The following is a 14,254-nucleotide window of genomic DNA, read 5'->3' as shown; positions in this document are numbered from 1 at the left end:
GCACCTGCTTATCAAATGTCTGCGCCACGGAAAGTTTTGCCTTCAAATGTCTTATTGACAGGACATTAGAACTTTTCTTAATATGACTGTCATGCCCGCAAACAACCTGCCTCTGCCAAAGTACCACCAGATCTATCTGGTGTTGCGCGAACAGTTGCAGGAAGGCCGTTTTGCCGAGGGCCTGCCCGGTGAGTTGGCGCTGATGCGCCAGTTTGCGGTAGCACGCGTGACCGTGCGCCGCGCGCTGGAGTTGCTGGAAGGCGAGGGCATGATCTCGCGCGAGCCCGGCCGGGGCACACGCCCTGTGCCACCCGCGCTGGGCACTGCCAACGGCACGGCGGGCGAGGGCGAAAGCAACCGTGCGCACCTCACCGGCCTGTTGGAGAACCTGGTCAGCATGGGCCTGCGCACCTCCGTCAAGGTGCTGGATGTGGACACCGTCACCGCATCAAGCGCCGTGGCCTCAGCCCTGCAGATCGGGGTAGGCGACTCCGTACAGAAAGCGGTACGCGTGCGCAGCACACGCGAGGGCCCCTTGTCCCATATCACCACCTATGTGCCCGCGGATATTGCGCGGCAGTTTGGCCGCCGTGAACTGGCGCGCAAGCCCATCCTGGTCTTGCTGGAAGAGTCCGGCGTGAAGGTGGGTCGCGCCCACCAGACGATTTCGGCCAAGCTGGCAGATGCCGTGGTGGCACGGCATCTGGACATTGCCGTGGGCTCTGCGCTGCTGGCAGTGCGCCGCCTGATCTACGACGACCAGGAGCGCCCGGTGCAGTGGCTCCATGGTTTGTACCGGCCCGATCGCTACGAGTATGAAATGCAGCTGTCCCGCGTGGGCAGCATCGACGCCAAGGTCTGGGTGAGCAAAGAGTTGTCCGCCCAGTTCCACTGAAATCATCACGCCCCACTTCACCCCTTCCTACCCTCACATCAGGAGAATGCCCATGAGTACCCGCCGTCATTTCATGTCACAGTCGGCCGCCGCCGCGTCGGCCATGGCGTTTCCTTTGGTGGGAGGCGCGCAGGCCAAAACCGTCAAGGTCGGTGTGCTCCACCCTGTGACCGGGGCGCTGGCGTATTCGGGCCAGCAGTGCCGCGAAGGCGCCATGATGGCCATCGAGGACATCAACAAGGCCGGTGGCATCAAGTCTCTGGGCGGCGCCAAGATCGAGCCCCTATTGGGCGATGCACAGTCGCAGCCCCAGGCCGGTGCGGCCGAGGTCGAAAAAATGAACGAAGCCGGTGTGTCGGCCGTGGTCGGTGCCTTTGCATCGGCCATCTGTCTGGCTACCACCCAGGCCGCTGCCAAATACAACCTGCCACACATCGTGGATGTGGGCGTGGCCGACCAGATTGTCGAGCGGGGCCTGAAAAATACCTTCCGCTTTGGCCCCGGCTACAAAAAATGCGCCGAAACGGCGGTGGCTAACCTGCACGTGTTGAACACGTCAGCCGGCAAGCCCGCCAAGACCGTGATGATCATCCATGAGGAGTCGCTGTTTGGCTCGGGCACGGCGGCATTGCTGGCGCGTGAGCTGCCCGGCTATGGCTACGAGGTCAAGGAAACCGTCAAGCACGCCAACCCCACGCGCGATTTCAACAACATCGTGCTGCGCATGAAGGCGATCAACCCCGACATCGTCATCCCCGCCAACTACTACAACGAATACGCGCTGCTGGTGCGCACCATGCAGCAGCAAAAGGTCACGCCCAAGGCGATTTATTCGGTGCTGGGCGGCGCGGCATCGAGCTACAAGTTCGTCAAGGAGTTTCCGGACGCGGCCAACGGAATCATCGACTGCAACCACTGGTTCAACCCCAAAGACAAGCGCGCGCAGGATCTGAAAAAACGCGTGGAGGCCAAGGGCCTGTTCTTCAGCTACGAGTTGTTCATGACCTACACCTCGATGTGGCTGCTGGCCGATGCGCTGGAGCGCGCCAAGTCGATGGACCGCGCCGCCCTCATCGACGCGCTCGAAAAGAGCACTTTTGCCGACCACATCATGCCGTACGGTGCCACCAAATTCGTCAATGGACAGAACCAGGGTGCCCAGCCGCTCATGACCCAGGTGCTCAACAAAGACATCAAGGTCATCATCCCGCGCGACTACCGCGAAGCCGACCCGCTCTTCCCGCTGAAGGCCTGAAACCACGCAATCACCGGCCGTGCATGCACGGGCCAGCAAGGCGCCAGAAACCCTGGTGCCAGGCCGCGCCTTTGCCTGAACGCCGGACTCCACACCCATGTTTGAGCTCAGCATTCTCTTTCCCTCCATCCTGAACGGCCTGACGACGGGCGCGGTCTATGCCCTGATCGCGCTCGGTCTCACGCTGATCTATGGCGTGCTGCACATCATCAACTTTGCGCACGGCGCATCGCTGATGCTGGCGTTGTATGCGGTGTACCTGCTCAAGCAGCACTTCGGGCTGGACCCTTATCTGGCCTTGCCTATCCTGGTGCCCGGCATGTTCGCACTGGGATATGCGCTGCAGCGGCTGGTCATCAACCGCGCCAGCCACGGCAAGGACGAGAACATTCTTCTTGTCACGCTGGGCATCTCCATCGTGATGGAGAACCTGGCGTTGCTGTTCTTCAAGTCGGACACCCGCACCATCGAAACGTCTTACACCCTGACCACGGTGGCGGTAGGGCCCGCCATGATCGCCTTGCCCAAGCTGGTGGCGTTTGCCGGGGCGTTGGTGGTGTCGGGTGTGTTGCTGTGGATCGTCGGCAAAACAGACCTGGGCCGCGCGATCCGCGCAGTGGCGCGTGAAAAACACGGCGCCAAGCTCATGGGCATCAACGTGGACCATGTGTACGCCATGAGTTTTGGCATTGGCCTGGCCTGCCTGGGGGCCGCCGCGTGTTTTCTGCTCCCAGCCTATTACGTCAACCCGCAGGTGGGCAGCGGCTTTGTTTTGGTGGCCTTCACCATCGTGGTGCTGGGCGGTATGGGCAGCTTTACGGGGGCGCTGGTGGGCGGCCTGTTGATTGGGGTCGTGGAGTCGCTGGGCGGCTTGTATCTGGGCGAATCGTTGGGGCAGATCGGCATTTTTGCCATCTTCATCGCGGTGTTGCTGTTTCGCCCGCAGGGCCTTTTTGGAGCCAAGCCGTGAAGCAACTCTGGACCATTGGATTGTTCGCCGCTGTGGTGGCGGCGATCACCGGCATTTCGGACTCCGGCGTGCTGCTCAACTTCGTGATGATGGCGCTTTACGCCGCCTTGCTGGCCCAGGCCTGGAACATTCTGGGCGGCTTCGGCGGGCAGTTCTCGTTTGGCCACGCGCTGTTTTTTGGCACGGGCGCCTACATTCAGGCCATCGCGCAGATGCAGGGGGCATCAACCCCTGGGTAGCCCTGCCCATGGCCGTGGCGGGCAGTGCGCTGGTGGGGTTGTTTGTAGGCGGGCTGTCGTTCCGCTACGGGCTCAAAGGCTCGTACTTTGCGCTGGTCACGCTGGCGTTTGCCGAGGTGTTCCGCATCCTGGCGCTGTCGGTGCCGTTCACCGGCGCGGGCGTGGGCCTCATGCTGCCTCTCAAGGAATCGCTGGGCAACATGCAGTTCGGCTCGCGCAAGGGCTATGTGTTTTTGATTCTGGCCCTCGTCACCCTGGCGCTGCTGGTGAGCTGGTGGCTCAAGAACTCGCGCTTCGGCGCCTGGCTGCAGGCCGTGCGTGACAACGAAGACGCCGCACGCGCCATTGGCGTCAACCCCTTCAAGGTGAAGATGGGTGCCATCGCGCTCTCGGGTGGCTTCATGGGCGCGGCCGGGGCCTTCTATGTGCAGGTGTTTCAGTACATCGATCCCGGCATTGCCTATGGCTCGGTGACATCGGTCGAGGCCTTGGTGGCCGCCATCGTGGGCGGTATCGGCACCGTGTGGGGCCCGGTGCTGGGAGCACTGGTGCTGCACGTGCTGGCAGACGTTACGCGCAACCTGTTTGGCCAGCTGCCGGGCATCAACATGGTGATTTATGGCGTGGTGCTGGTGCTCATCGTGATGTTTTTGCCGCGCGGTATTGCGGGCATCGGGCAATCGGTGATTGCCGTATGGAAACGCTCGGGAGGCCGCCATGGCGAATGACCTGTTGCAACTCAGTGGCCTGAGCAAGTCGTTTGGAGGGCTCAAGGCCGTGCAAAACGTGAGCCTTACCGTGCCCGAGGGCTCGCTGACCGCGCTGATTGGCCCCAACGGCGCAGGCAAGACCACGCTGTTTGCGTTGATGTCTGGTTTTGTGAGGCCCGATACGGGATCGGTGCGCTTTGCGGGCCACGACATCACCGGCCAGGCACCCCACGTGAACGCCCGCCTGGGCATGACGCGCACTTTCCAGATCGTTCAGCCTTTTGCTGCGCAGACCGTGCGCGAAAACATTGCGGTGGGCGCCCACCTGAAAGAACCCGACCGCCGTGCCGCACTGGCGCTGGCCACCGACGTGGCGGCCCGGGTGGGCCTGCTGCCCCAATTGGACAAGCCCGCTGCCGACCTCACCGTGGCTGGCCGCAAGCGCCTGGAGCTGGCCCGTGCGCTGGCCACCCAACCGCGCCTGCTGCTGCTCGACGAAGTGCTGGCTGGCCTCAACCCCCAGGAGATTGCCGAGATGATTCCCGTGGTGCGCGGCATTGCCGACGGTGGTGTCACTGTGCTGATGATCGAGCACGTGATGCAGGCCGTGATGAACCTGGCCGAGCATGTGTGGGTGCTGGCCCAAGGCCAGTTGATTGCACAGGGCAGCCCGGCGCAAGTTACGGCGGACGAGCGTGTGATCGAGGCCTATCTGGGCCATGGCACCGCCGCACGGCTGCGTGCCGCAGCGCAGGGGGTGGCAGCATGAACGCTACCGATTCCCCTAAGACCACGCCACTCCTGAACATCCAGGGCCTGCGCGGCGGCTACGGCAGGGTCGAGGTGCTGCGGGGGGTAGACCTGCATGTGAACCCCGGCGAAACCGTGGCATTGCTGGGCAGCAATGGTGCGGGCAAATCCACCCTCAACAACGTGGTGTGCGGCATCTACAAAGCCTGGCAGGGCAGGGTGGTGTTTGATGGGGCCGACCTTAGTGGCGCGCACTACACGCAGGTGGTCAAGGCCGGGCTGATCCAGGTACCCGAGGGGCGCAAGGTTTTCCCCAACCTCAGCGTGCTGGAGAACCTGGCATTGGGCAGCTTCACCCGCGCGCGAGAACGCCGGGCAGACAACATCGACAAGGTGTTTGCCACTTTCCCGCGCCTCAAGGAACGCACCACCCAGCTCGCGGGCACCATGAGCGGCGGCGAGCAGCAGATGCTGGCCATTGGCCGAGGCCTGATGGCCGAACCCCGACTGCTGATCCTGGACGAGCCCTCATTGGGCCTGTCGCCCCTGCTGGTGGAAGAGATGTTCGGCCTGATCCGCCAGCTGCGCTCCACCGGGTTGGCAGTGTTGCTGGTCGAGCAGAACGTAGGCCAGTCGCTGGAAATTGCCGACCGCGCCTACGTGATGGAAAACGGCAGCATCCGCTTTTCAGGTGCACCCGATGAGTTGCTGCGCAGCGATGACCTGCGCCGCGCCTATCTGGGCTTGTGACTCGCACCCCATGCCATCTGTCCATGCCATTCCTGCCCAAAGGCACGCCGATGCCTGCGCTGTGACCGAAGGAGACCACACACCATGATCCAACGCCGCCAAATCCTCCAAGCCTTGGCCCCCGCTTGCGCCGCGCTGCTGGGCGGGCGGGCCTGGGCGCAGTCTGCGCCCATCCGCATCCTGGTCGGCGCCCCGGCCGGCGGCTCCACCGACACCCTGGCGCGCACCCTGTCCACTGAAATGGGCCGCCTGCTGGGCCGCACCGTGATCGTCGAGAACCGGCCCGGTGCGGGCGGCAATATCGCCGCCGATGCAGTGGCCAAGGCTGCACCCGACGGCAACACGCTGCTCATGAGCTTCACCAGCCATGCCATCAACGCCAGCCTGTACCCCACACTGCCGTTCGACCCTGTCAAAGACTTCACACCGCTGACCTGCGTGGCCACCTCGCCCTCGGTGCTGGTGGCCCACCCCTCGCTGCCTGCCAAAGATGTGCGTGAGCTGATTGCGCTGGCCAAGGCCCAGCCCGGCAAGCTCAACTTTGCGATTGGTGCGGTGGGCTCGTCGCTGCACCTGGCGGGCGATGCCTTCAAGATGCAGTCGGGCGCCTATATCGTGAACATTCCGTACCGTGGCACGGCCCCGGCGCTACAGGACGTGCTTGCAGGGCAGGTCGACCTGATGTTTGCCGCCGTGGGCAATGCCCAGGCGCAAATCCGCGCAGGCAAGCTCAAGGCACTGGGCGTGACCAGTGCCAAGCGCCTGCCTGCCTTTCCCGATGTGCCCGCCATCGCCGAGGTGCTTCCAGGCTACGAATCGAGCGCCTGGTTCGGCCTGTTTGGCCCGGGGCAGATGAACCCCGAGCTGGCCAAACGCCTCAGCGACGCGGCACGCCAAGCCATTGCCACGCCCGACGTGAAAAAGCGCCTGGAGCTGGAGGGTGCCGTGCCCGTGGGCAACAGCCCGGAAGAGTTCGCGCGCTTTGTACAGGCCGAAATCCCGCGCTGGGCCAAGGTGGTGAAGTTTGCCGGAGCCAAACCCGAATGACTGCCGCCCATCCTGTTGCCGCCAGCACCCTGGCGCAGAAGCTGGTGGCACGCGCCAGCGGCCGCGCCAGCGTCACGCCCGGTGACATCGTCAACTGCCGGGTGGACCTGGCGATGTTCCACGATTCGTCTGGCCCCCGGCGCCTCAAGCCCATGCTTGATGAGCTGGGCGCGCAGATCTGGGACAAATCCCGTGTGGTCCTCGTCATGGACCACTACCTGCCCGAGCGCGACGAAGAATCGCGCCGCATCGTGCGCATTGCGCGCGACTGGGCGAAGGAGCAAAACCTGCCCCATGTGTACGACGGCCAGGGCATCTGCCATGTGGTGGTGCCCCAGCATGGGCACATTCGCCCCGGCATGTTCTGCGTGGGCGGCGACTCGCATTCGCCCACCGGTGGTGCGTTCGGTGCTTACATGTTTGGCATCGGCAGCACCGAGATGCTGGGCGTGGTGGTGACCGGCGATATCTGGCTGCGCGTACCCCACACCCTGCAGATGCACTGGAGCGGCCAGTTGGGCCAAGGTGTGACGGCCAAGGACATGATGCTGCACATGATTGGCCGCTTTGGCATGAATGGCGGCCAGTACCAGGCGGTGGAGTTTGCGGGCCCTGCTGTGCAGGCGCTCAGCATGCAAGAGCGCATGACGCTCTCCAACATGAGCGCCGAGCTGGGCGCGCAGGTGGGCCTGATTGCGCCGGACGCCACCACATGCGAATGGCTTGCTGCCCATGGCGTACCACCCTCCGAAATGCAGAATCTGGACACTTGGCAAACGGACGCAGACGCACCGCTCACCCGCCACTGTTTTGATGCCGCAACGCTCGCCCCCCAGGTCGCTGCGCCCCACAGCCCGGCCAACGCCGCACCAGTGGCCCAGCACGCAGGCCAGGCGATTGATGTGGCTTACATCGGCGCTTGTACCGGCGCCAAGCTCGACGACCTGCGCGCCGTCGCCGCCGTGCTGCGTGGCCAGCGCGTCGCACCCGGCGTGCGCCTGATGGTGGCCCCCGCCAGCCAGCAGGACCAGGCCGCCGCCCGCGACGAGGGCGTGCTGCAGGTACTGCAGGACGCGGGTGCCGAGCTGTTCCCCACCACCTGTGGTGCGTGCGCAGGTTACGGCGACACGGTGGGCGACAACACCACCGTCATCTCCAGCACTGCCCGCAACTTCAAGGGCCGCATGGGCTCGGCCACCGCACAGGTGTACCTGGCATCGCCCTACACCGTGGCAGCGTCGGCCGTGCGCGGTTGCATCACCGACCCCCGGGAGGTACTCGCATGACAAGCACCCACAGGGTCTGGAAACTGGGCGCCGACATCGACACCGATGTGCTCGCCCCCGGCCACGCCATGAAGCACGGTCTGGACGTGCTGGCCCGCCACTGCCTCGAATCCGTGCGCCCCGATTTCGTGGGGGGCGTGCGCAAGGGCGATGTGATCGTTGCAGGCCCCAACTTCGGCATCGGTTCCTCGCGCGAACAGGCGGCTGCCGTGCTGGTGCGCCTGGGCATTGTGGCGGTCATCGCGCCGTCGTTCAGCGGCCTTTACTTTCGCAACGCCTTCAACCTGGGCCTGCTGCTGCTGACCTGCGCCGAGGCCGATGCAGTGGATTCACTGGGTGAAGGTGATGCCATCACGCTCGACTGGCAGGCACCCGCCGTCATCACCCCCCAGGGCCGTGCGCTGGCCTGCGACCCGATTCCCCCGTTTCTCATGGACATGGTGCGCGCTGGCGGCCTGCTGAACCAGCTGCGCACCCGCTTTGGCAAGGAGGCCATCAATGGCTGAACACGACACAAAAACCGCACCGCCCTCGATGGACCCCGTCACCCTGGCCGTCTTGCGCGGCAGGCTGGAGCAGATCGCCGACGAGATGGACGCCACGCTGTACCGCAGCGCGTTCAACCCCATCATTGCCGAGGCGCACGATGCCTGCCACGGCCTGTACGACGCCATCAGTGGCGACACGCTGGTGCAGGGCAAATCGGGCCTGCCTGTGTTTGTGGGCGCCATGGCGTTTGCCGTGCGCGCGGCCATGCGGGCCGCGGGCGAGCGCGGCGGCATCACCGCAGGCGACACCTGGCTGTTCAACGACCCCTACGAAGGCGGCACCCACGCCAACGACTTCAAGCTGGTGCGGCCTTTCTTTCGCCACGGCAAGCTCTACTGCTTTCTGGCCTCGGCCGCGCACTGGCATGACGTGGGCGGTAACGTGCCCGGCAACTACAACCCGGCCGCCACCGAGTGCTGGCAAGAGGCGGTGCAGATTCCGCCCGTGCGCATCGTGCGCGCCGGGGTGTTTGAGGACGACGTGCTCGCCATCCTCAAGGCCAACACCCGCCTGCCCGACAGTCTGTGGGGCGACCTGAACGGCCAGCTCGCGGCGCTGGACCTGGGCGAACGCCGCCTGAACGACCTGCTGGACCAGTATGGCGACGCCGTGGTGCAGCAGGCCATGGGCGAGCTGCGCACCCGCGCCGTGAAGCTCATGCAGTCGCACATTGCCGCGCTGCCCGATGGCCGCTACAGCTTCAGCGACATCCTGGACAACGATGGCGTGAAGGACGAGGCGCTGACGATTGCGCTCGACATGACGGTGCTGGGCGAGCGCCTCACGCTCGACTTCTCGCGCACCTCGCCGCAGTGCGCGGGGCCCGTCAACATCTCGCGCGCCACGGCGATTGCGGCGTGCTATGTGGCGCTCAAGCACCTGTTTCCCGACGTGCCCGCCAACGCGGGCGTGCTGGACGCGGTGGACTTCGTGCTGCCAGATGGCCTCGTCATCAGTGCCGCACGCCCGCGCCCCGTGGGCGGCTACACCGAGACCATCCTGCGCATGATCGATGTGATCTTCAGCGCCACCGCGCAGGCCGACCCCAAGCGTGCCATGGCGCAGGCCTACGGCACCATCAACGCACTGTCCATCGCCGGGCTGCGTACCGACGCCGCGCGCAAGGGCCAGCGCTGGGTGATGTTCAGCTTTTTTGGTGGCGGCCACGGCGGGCACAGCGATGGCGATGGCCTGAGCCACGGCAACGCGCCCATCTCCACCGCCACCATCCCGCCGCTCGAAATTCTGGAGGCTGCCTACCCCGTGCGCTTCACCCAATGGGCGCTGCGACCCGATTCGGGCGGCGACGGCCAGCACCGCGGCGGGCTGGGAGCCATCTACGAGATCGAACTGCTGGAGCAAGACGCCGAGGTGTTCATCTTTGGCGAGCGCGGCAAGGCAGCACCCCAAGGCATTTCGGGCGGTAGTGCAGGTTCCATGAACGTCTTCAGCTATGAAAATAATAGTGAATGGAAGCAGCCACCCATGCGCTCCAAGATGATCGGCATCCGTCTGAAGCAGGGCGAGCGCGTGCAACTGTCAACACCCGGCGGCGGCGGCTACGGGGCCCCGGCCGCACGGGATGCGGTAGCCCGTGACAAGGATTTGGCAATGGGCTATGTGACGGCGCCAACCGCACTGAATGCACTGAAAGGCAAGGAATGAACGGCAAGGTTTCGGATCAGGCTTCGAGCGAGGCGTCGTACGTTGTCGGCGTGGATGTGGGCGGCACCTTCACCGACTTGTTCGTGCTGGACGAGCGCGATGGCAGCGCCCGCATCGTCAAGGTGCCCAGCACCCGGGGCGAGGAGGCGCGCGGTTTCATGAACGGCGTGGCGCGCGTGGCCGATTCGGCCGCGCAGATCGCCACCATCGTGCACGGCACCACTGTGGGCACCAATGCGCTGCTGGAGCGCAAGGTGGCTCGCACCGGCATCATCACCACACGCGGCTTTCGTGATGTACTGGAAATGCGCCGCCGCGACCGGCCGCAGACCTGGGGCCTGCGCGGCAGCTTCGAGCCCATCGTGCCGCGCAACCTGCGGCTGGAGGTGGACGAGCGCGTGCTGGCCGATGGCACGGTGCACACCCCCGTGGACATCGAACAGGTCAAGACCCAGGCCCAGGCCTTGATCGACGCGGGCTGCGAGGCCGTCTGCGTGTTCTTCATCAACACCTACGCCAATCCGGCCAACGAGCAGGCCGCCGTGGCCGCCGTGCGCAGCCTGTGGCCCAACCCGCATGTGACAGCCGCGAGCGAGGTGCTGCCCGAAATCCGCGAGTTCGAGCGCTGCTCCACCGCCACGCTCAATGCCGCCCTGCAGCCCGTGGTGGGCAGCTACCTGGAGCGGCTCGAAGGCGATCTGCGCACGCAGGGCTTTGGCGGCGAGCTGCTCATCGTGCAGAGCAATGGCGGCGTGATGTCGCGCCAAACGGCCTGTGATGTACCGGTGCGCACCGCGCTCTCGGGCCCCGCAGCGGGGGTGATTGCCTGTGCCGCCATTGCGCGGGCGGCAGGGTTCCCCGACGCGATCACGGGCGACATGGGTGGCACCTCGTTCGACGTGTCACTGGTCGCCAAGGGCGAGGCCGCACTGGCCGCGCAGACTGCCATCGAGTTCGGCATGGTCGTGCGCTCGCCCATGATCCAGATCGAGACCATCGGCGCGGGTGGCGGATCGATTGCCTCGGTAGACGCCAGCGGCATGCTGCAGGTGGGCCCCGAGTCGGCCGGCAGCATCCCCGGCCCGGCTTGTTATGGCCGGGGCAACACGCGCCCCACAGTGACGGACGCCAATGTGCTGCTGGGCCGCATCGCTGCCGACCGGCCCCTGGGCGGTGGCCTGCTGGCCGCCATGGACGCGCAAAAGTCGCGTGACGCCATTGAGACCCATGTTGCCCAACCCCTGGGCCTGGACGTGATGGCAGCCGCCGAAGCCATCCTCACGGTGGCCAACGCCAAGATGGCGGGCGCCGTGCGCGTGGTGTCCATCGAGCGCGGGCACGACCCGCGCCAGTTTGCCTACATGCCGTTTGGCGGCGGCGGTGCGCTGCACGTGTGCGCCATGATGCGCGAAGTGGGTGTGGGCACAGGCATCGTGCCGCGCTACCCCGGCGTCACCTCGGCCCTGGGCTGTGTGATGGCTGACATGCGCCACGACGCGGTGCAGACGCTGAACAAACCCCTGGCCGACCTGGACGTGGCCGACCTGCGCCAGCGAGTGGCCACGCTCGCGGCCACCTGCCAGCAGCGCCTGGATTCGGCGGGCGTGAAGTTTGTGAGCGTGCAGGAAGTCATTGCGCTCGACATGCTCTACGCCGGGCAGACGCACACCGTGCAGGTGCCTGTTGCCGCCGATGCGCTGAGCCACGACGGCATCCGCGCCGCGTTCGAGACCGCCTACCGCGCCGCTTTTGGCCGCGTGCTCGACGGCATTGCGGTGCGGGTGATGAACCTGCGCTACGCCCGCGTGGGCGTGCGCCCCAAGTTCGACCTGACGGTGCTGGCACCCCAAACGACCACGGTGAACCCGTCCCTCGGCGTGCAGCGCGTGTTCCATGCCGGCCGCTGGTGGGACGCTGCGCGCCACGCACGGCTGGACCTGCCCGTAGGCACCCGCATCGACGGCCCGGCCATCCTGGAGCAACCCGACACCACGGTGTGGCTGGAACCTGGCTTCAGCGCCACGGTCGATCCGCTGGGCAACCTGCTGGTGCGGGCCGACGCGGAGGGCGCGGCATGAGCCACGGCACCATCGACCCGCGCCATACGGCGCTGGTCATCATCGACCTGCAAAACGACTTTCTGGCCGCCGACGGTGCCTACGCGCGCGGCGGTGCGGTGAGCGCAGCCGCCCAGGCCTTGCCACCCCGCGTGGCAGCGGTGGCCAAGGCGCTCAAGGCGGCAGGCGGCATGGTGGTGGGCAGCCAGTTCACCCTGTGGCCCGATGCGCAGGGCGAACCCATGGTGTCGCCGCACCTCAAGGCCTTGCGCCCCTTTCTGCGGCGCGGCGACTTTGCCCCAGGCAGCGCGGGCCAGGCCCATGTGCCAGAGATCGCGCCGTGGGTGGATGTGTCAGTGTGCAAGGTCGCGTACTCGGCCTTCTTCAACACCCAGCTCGACTGGGTGCTGCGCCGCGCGGGCATCACCACCGTGGCGGTGTGCGGCATCGTCACCAACGGCGGTGTGGCCAGCACGGTGCGCGACGCGCACATGCGCGACTACAACACTCTGGTGCTGTCCGATGGCTGCGCGGCCTTCAAGCAGGAGGTGCACGACACCTCGGTGGCCGACATGGCCAACGTGGCCCGGGTGCTGACCTGTGCCGATTTTGCTGCCGCAGTGGTGGCCGCTTCTGCATGAACACGCGCACAAATACGCGCATCAGCACGCCCCGCATCTGCCACGCCGAGCACATGCCCGGCACCGTCGTGCAGGACGCACATGTGCCTGTGCTCATCGTGGGCGGCGGCGCCTGTGGCCTCACGGCGGCGCTGATGCTGCACGACGCCGGTGTGGACTGCGCTGTGCTGGAGCGCGATGCCACGCCGCAGGGCTCATCCGCTCTGTCATCCGGCTTCATCCCCGCGCCCGGCACACAGGTGCAACGTTCGGCGGGTATCAACGACAGCCCTGCACAATTCGCCGCCGACATCAGCGCCAAGGCCAAGGGCAGGGCTGCGCCGCATCTGGTCGATGCCTATGCCCAGGCCATCGGCCCCGCGCTCGACGCGCTGCAGCAGCGCCACGGGCTGCAGTGGCAGGTGCTCGATGGATTCTTGTACCCCGGCCACAGCGTGCGCCGCATGCACGCCACGCCCGAAAAGACCGGTGTGGGCCTGATGGGACGTCTGGCCAATGCGGTCACAGCAGCCGACATTCCCCTCATCACCGAAGCCACGGTGCGCGAGTTGTGGGTCGACACCCAGCAGCGCGTGATCGGCGTGGGCTACGAGCGGCCTGACGGCACGCTGGAGCACCTAGCTTGCGACGCACTCATCCTGGCCTGCAACGGCTTTGGCGGCAACCCGGCCATGGTGCGCGAGCTGCTGCCCGAGATGGGAGATGCCCTGTTCGCAGGCCACACCGGCAACGACGGCAGCGCCATCGCCTGGGGCCGAGAGCTGGGCGCGCAGCTGGCCGACCTGGGCGGCTACCAAGGCCACGGTTCCTGGGCCATTCCGCAGGGCGCGCTGATCTCATGGGCGCTGATGATGGAAGGCGGCATCCAGGTCAATGCGCTGGGCGAGCGCTTTCACGACGAGACGCAGGGCTACTCCGAGGCTTCGGTGCATGTGCTGGCGCAACCGGGCGGCGTGGCGTGGAACGTGTTCGACGCGCCCATCCTTGCGCTGGCGCGCACTTTCCCTGACTTTGTCGATGCCGAGGCAGCCGGTGCCGTGAAGCACTGCGACAGCGTGCAGGCGCTGGCGGCGGTCATCGGTTGCGAAGAATCAAAATTGATAGCTACTCTGGCAAGTACCACAGGCACCAGCGGCCAAAAAGACTCAAATCGCCGCATGTTTACCCGCCCGCTGCAGGCACCGTTCTGCGCGGTCAAGGTGACCGGCGCGTTGTTCCACACCCAGGGCGGGCTCGACATCGACGCCCAGTGCCGCGTGCTGGGGCAGGGCGGCCAGCCTTTTCCCAATCTGCTGGCCGCAGGCGGCGCGGCACGTGGCGTGTCGGGCGATGCCGTGTGGGGGTATCTCTCCGGCAACGGCCTGCTCAGCGCCGTGGCCGGTGGGTACATCGCCGCGCACACGGCGGCCGAACTGGTGAAGTATTCGGAAGACTGAAACC

Annotated in this window: 12 protein-coding genes and 1 pseudogene; all 13 read left to right on the top strand. The window is 65.9% G+C overall.

Annotated features, from left to right (window positions below; genetic code table 11):
* The first annotated feature begins 82 nt into the window (after positions 1–82).
* A complete protein-coding gene (locus tag CLU85_RS11880) occupies positions 83–895 on the top strand; it encodes a GntR family transcriptional regulator (protein WP_198509178.1) in 813 nt (270 codons plus the stop codon).
* 52 nt (positions 896–947) lie between these two features.
* On the top strand, positions 948–2,150 hold the full coding sequence (locus CLU85_RS11875; RefSeq protein WP_100410442.1) for an ABC transporter substrate-binding protein: 1,203 nt from the start codon (positions 948–950) through the stop codon (positions 2,148–2,150).
* A 97-nt stretch (positions 2,151–2,247) separates the two neighbouring features.
* Positions 2,248–3,120: a branched-chain amino acid ABC transporter permease gene (locus tag CLU85_RS11870; protein ID WP_100410441.1), complete on the top strand. Its 873-nt coding sequence runs from the start codon at positions 2,248–2,250 to the stop codon at positions 3,118–3,120.
* Positions 3,117–4,087, top strand: a pseudogene (locus CLU85_RS11865) (branched-chain amino acid ABC transporter permease). Before CLU85_RS11870 ends, CLU85_RS11865 begins: the two are co-directional and overlap by 4 nt.
* Positions 4,077–4,838 carry an ABC transporter ATP-binding protein gene (locus tag CLU85_RS11860; RefSeq protein WP_100410440.1) on the top strand — a complete coding sequence of 254 codons (762 nt, stop codon included), beginning with the start codon at positions 4,077–4,079 and terminating at the stop codon, positions 4,836–4,838. Before CLU85_RS11865 ends, CLU85_RS11860 begins: the two are co-directional and overlap by 11 nt.
* Positions 4,835–5,569: an ABC transporter ATP-binding protein gene (locus CLU85_RS11855; RefSeq protein WP_100410439.1), complete on the top strand. Its 735-nt coding sequence runs from the start codon at positions 4,835–4,837 to the stop codon at positions 5,567–5,569. Before CLU85_RS11860 ends, CLU85_RS11855 begins: the two co-directional genes overlap by 4 nt.
* Before the next feature lie 84 nt (positions 5,570–5,653).
* On the top strand, positions 5,654–6,616 hold the full coding sequence (locus CLU85_RS11850) for a tripartite tricarboxylate transporter substrate binding protein (RefSeq protein WP_100410438.1): 963 nt from the start codon (positions 5,654–5,656) through the stop codon (positions 6,614–6,616).
* Positions 6,613–7,902: a 3-isopropylmalate dehydratase large subunit gene (locus CLU85_RS11845; protein WP_100410437.1), complete on the top strand. Its 1,290-nt coding sequence runs from the start codon at positions 6,613–6,615 to the stop codon at positions 7,900–7,902. The genes CLU85_RS11850 and CLU85_RS11845 overlap by 4 nt, the downstream gene beginning before the upstream one ends.
* Positions 7,899–8,408: a 3-isopropylmalate dehydratase gene (locus CLU85_RS11840; protein WP_100410436.1), complete on the top strand. Its 510-nt coding sequence runs from the start codon at positions 7,899–7,901 to the stop codon at positions 8,406–8,408. The genes CLU85_RS11845 and CLU85_RS11840 overlap by 4 nt, the downstream gene beginning before the upstream one ends.
* Positions 8,401–10,116: a hydantoinase B/oxoprolinase family protein gene (locus CLU85_RS11835; RefSeq protein WP_198509177.1), complete on the top strand. Its 1,716-nt coding sequence runs from the start codon at positions 8,401–8,403 to the stop codon at positions 10,114–10,116. Before CLU85_RS11840 ends, CLU85_RS11835 begins: the two co-directional genes overlap by 8 nt.
* Entirely contained in the window at positions 10,113–12,194 is a 2,082-nt protein-coding gene (locus tag CLU85_RS11830; protein WP_100410435.1) for a hydantoinase/oxoprolinase family protein, read from the top strand. The genes CLU85_RS11835 and CLU85_RS11830 overlap by 4 nt, the downstream gene beginning before the upstream one ends.
* A complete protein-coding gene (locus CLU85_RS11825) occupies positions 12,191–12,814 on the top strand; it encodes a cysteine hydrolase family protein (protein ID WP_100410434.1) in 624 nt (207 codons plus the stop codon). Before CLU85_RS11830 ends, CLU85_RS11825 begins: the two co-directional genes overlap by 4 nt.
* A 53-nt stretch (positions 12,815–12,867) precedes the next feature.
* On the top strand, positions 12,868–14,250 hold the full coding sequence (locus tag CLU85_RS11820) for an FAD-dependent oxidoreductase (protein WP_100412503.1): 1,383 nt from the start codon (positions 12,868–12,870) through the stop codon (positions 14,248–14,250).
* Positions 14,251–14,254 lie beyond the last annotated feature (4 nt).

The organism is Acidovorax sp. 69, assembly GCF_002797445.1.
In the GTDB taxonomy this organism is placed as follows: Bacteria; Pseudomonadota; Gammaproteobacteria; order Burkholderiales; family Burkholderiaceae_C; genus Acidovorax.
The sequence above is the reverse complement of the archived record's forward strand: the minus strand, read 5'-3'. Positions and strand labels throughout refer to the sequence as shown.

Coding starts and splice junctions, on each gene's coding strand:
- CLU85_RS11880 (WP_198509178.1), top strand. CDS start 83: ATGACTGTCATGCCCGCAAACAACCTGCCTCTGCCAAAGTACCACCAG.
- CLU85_RS11875 (WP_100410442.1), top strand. CDS start 948: ATGAGTACCCGCCGTCATTTCATGTCACAGTCGGCCGCCGCCGCGTCG.
- CLU85_RS11870 (WP_100410441.1), top strand. CDS start 2,248: ATGTTTGAGCTCAGCATTCTCTTTCCCTCCATCCTGAACGGCCTGACG.
- CLU85_RS11860 (WP_100410440.1), top strand. CDS start 4,077: ATGGCGAATGACCTGTTGCAACTCAGTGGCCTGAGCAAGTCGTTTGGA.
- CLU85_RS11855 (WP_100410439.1), top strand. CDS start 4,835: ATGAACGCTACCGATTCCCCTAAGACCACGCCACTCCTGAACATCCAG.
- CLU85_RS11850 (WP_100410438.1), top strand. CDS start 5,654: ATGATCCAACGCCGCCAAATCCTCCAAGCCTTGGCCCCCGCTTGCGCC.
- CLU85_RS11845 (WP_100410437.1), top strand. CDS start 6,613: ATGACTGCCGCCCATCCTGTTGCCGCCAGCACCCTGGCGCAGAAGCTG.
- CLU85_RS11840 (WP_100410436.1), top strand. CDS start 7,899: ATGACAAGCACCCACAGGGTCTGGAAACTGGGCGCCGACATCGACACC.
- CLU85_RS11835 (WP_198509177.1), top strand. CDS start 8,401: ATGGCTGAACACGACACAAAAACCGCACCGCCCTCGATGGACCCCGTC.
- CLU85_RS11830 (WP_100410435.1), top strand. CDS start 10,113: ATGAACGGCAAGGTTTCGGATCAGGCTTCGAGCGAGGCGTCGTACGTT.
- CLU85_RS11825 (WP_100410434.1), top strand. CDS start 12,191: ATGAGCCACGGCACCATCGACCCGCGCCATACGGCGCTGGTCATCATC.
- CLU85_RS11820 (WP_100412503.1), top strand. CDS start 12,868: ATGCCCGGCACCGTCGTGCAGGACGCACATGTGCCTGTGCTCATCGTG.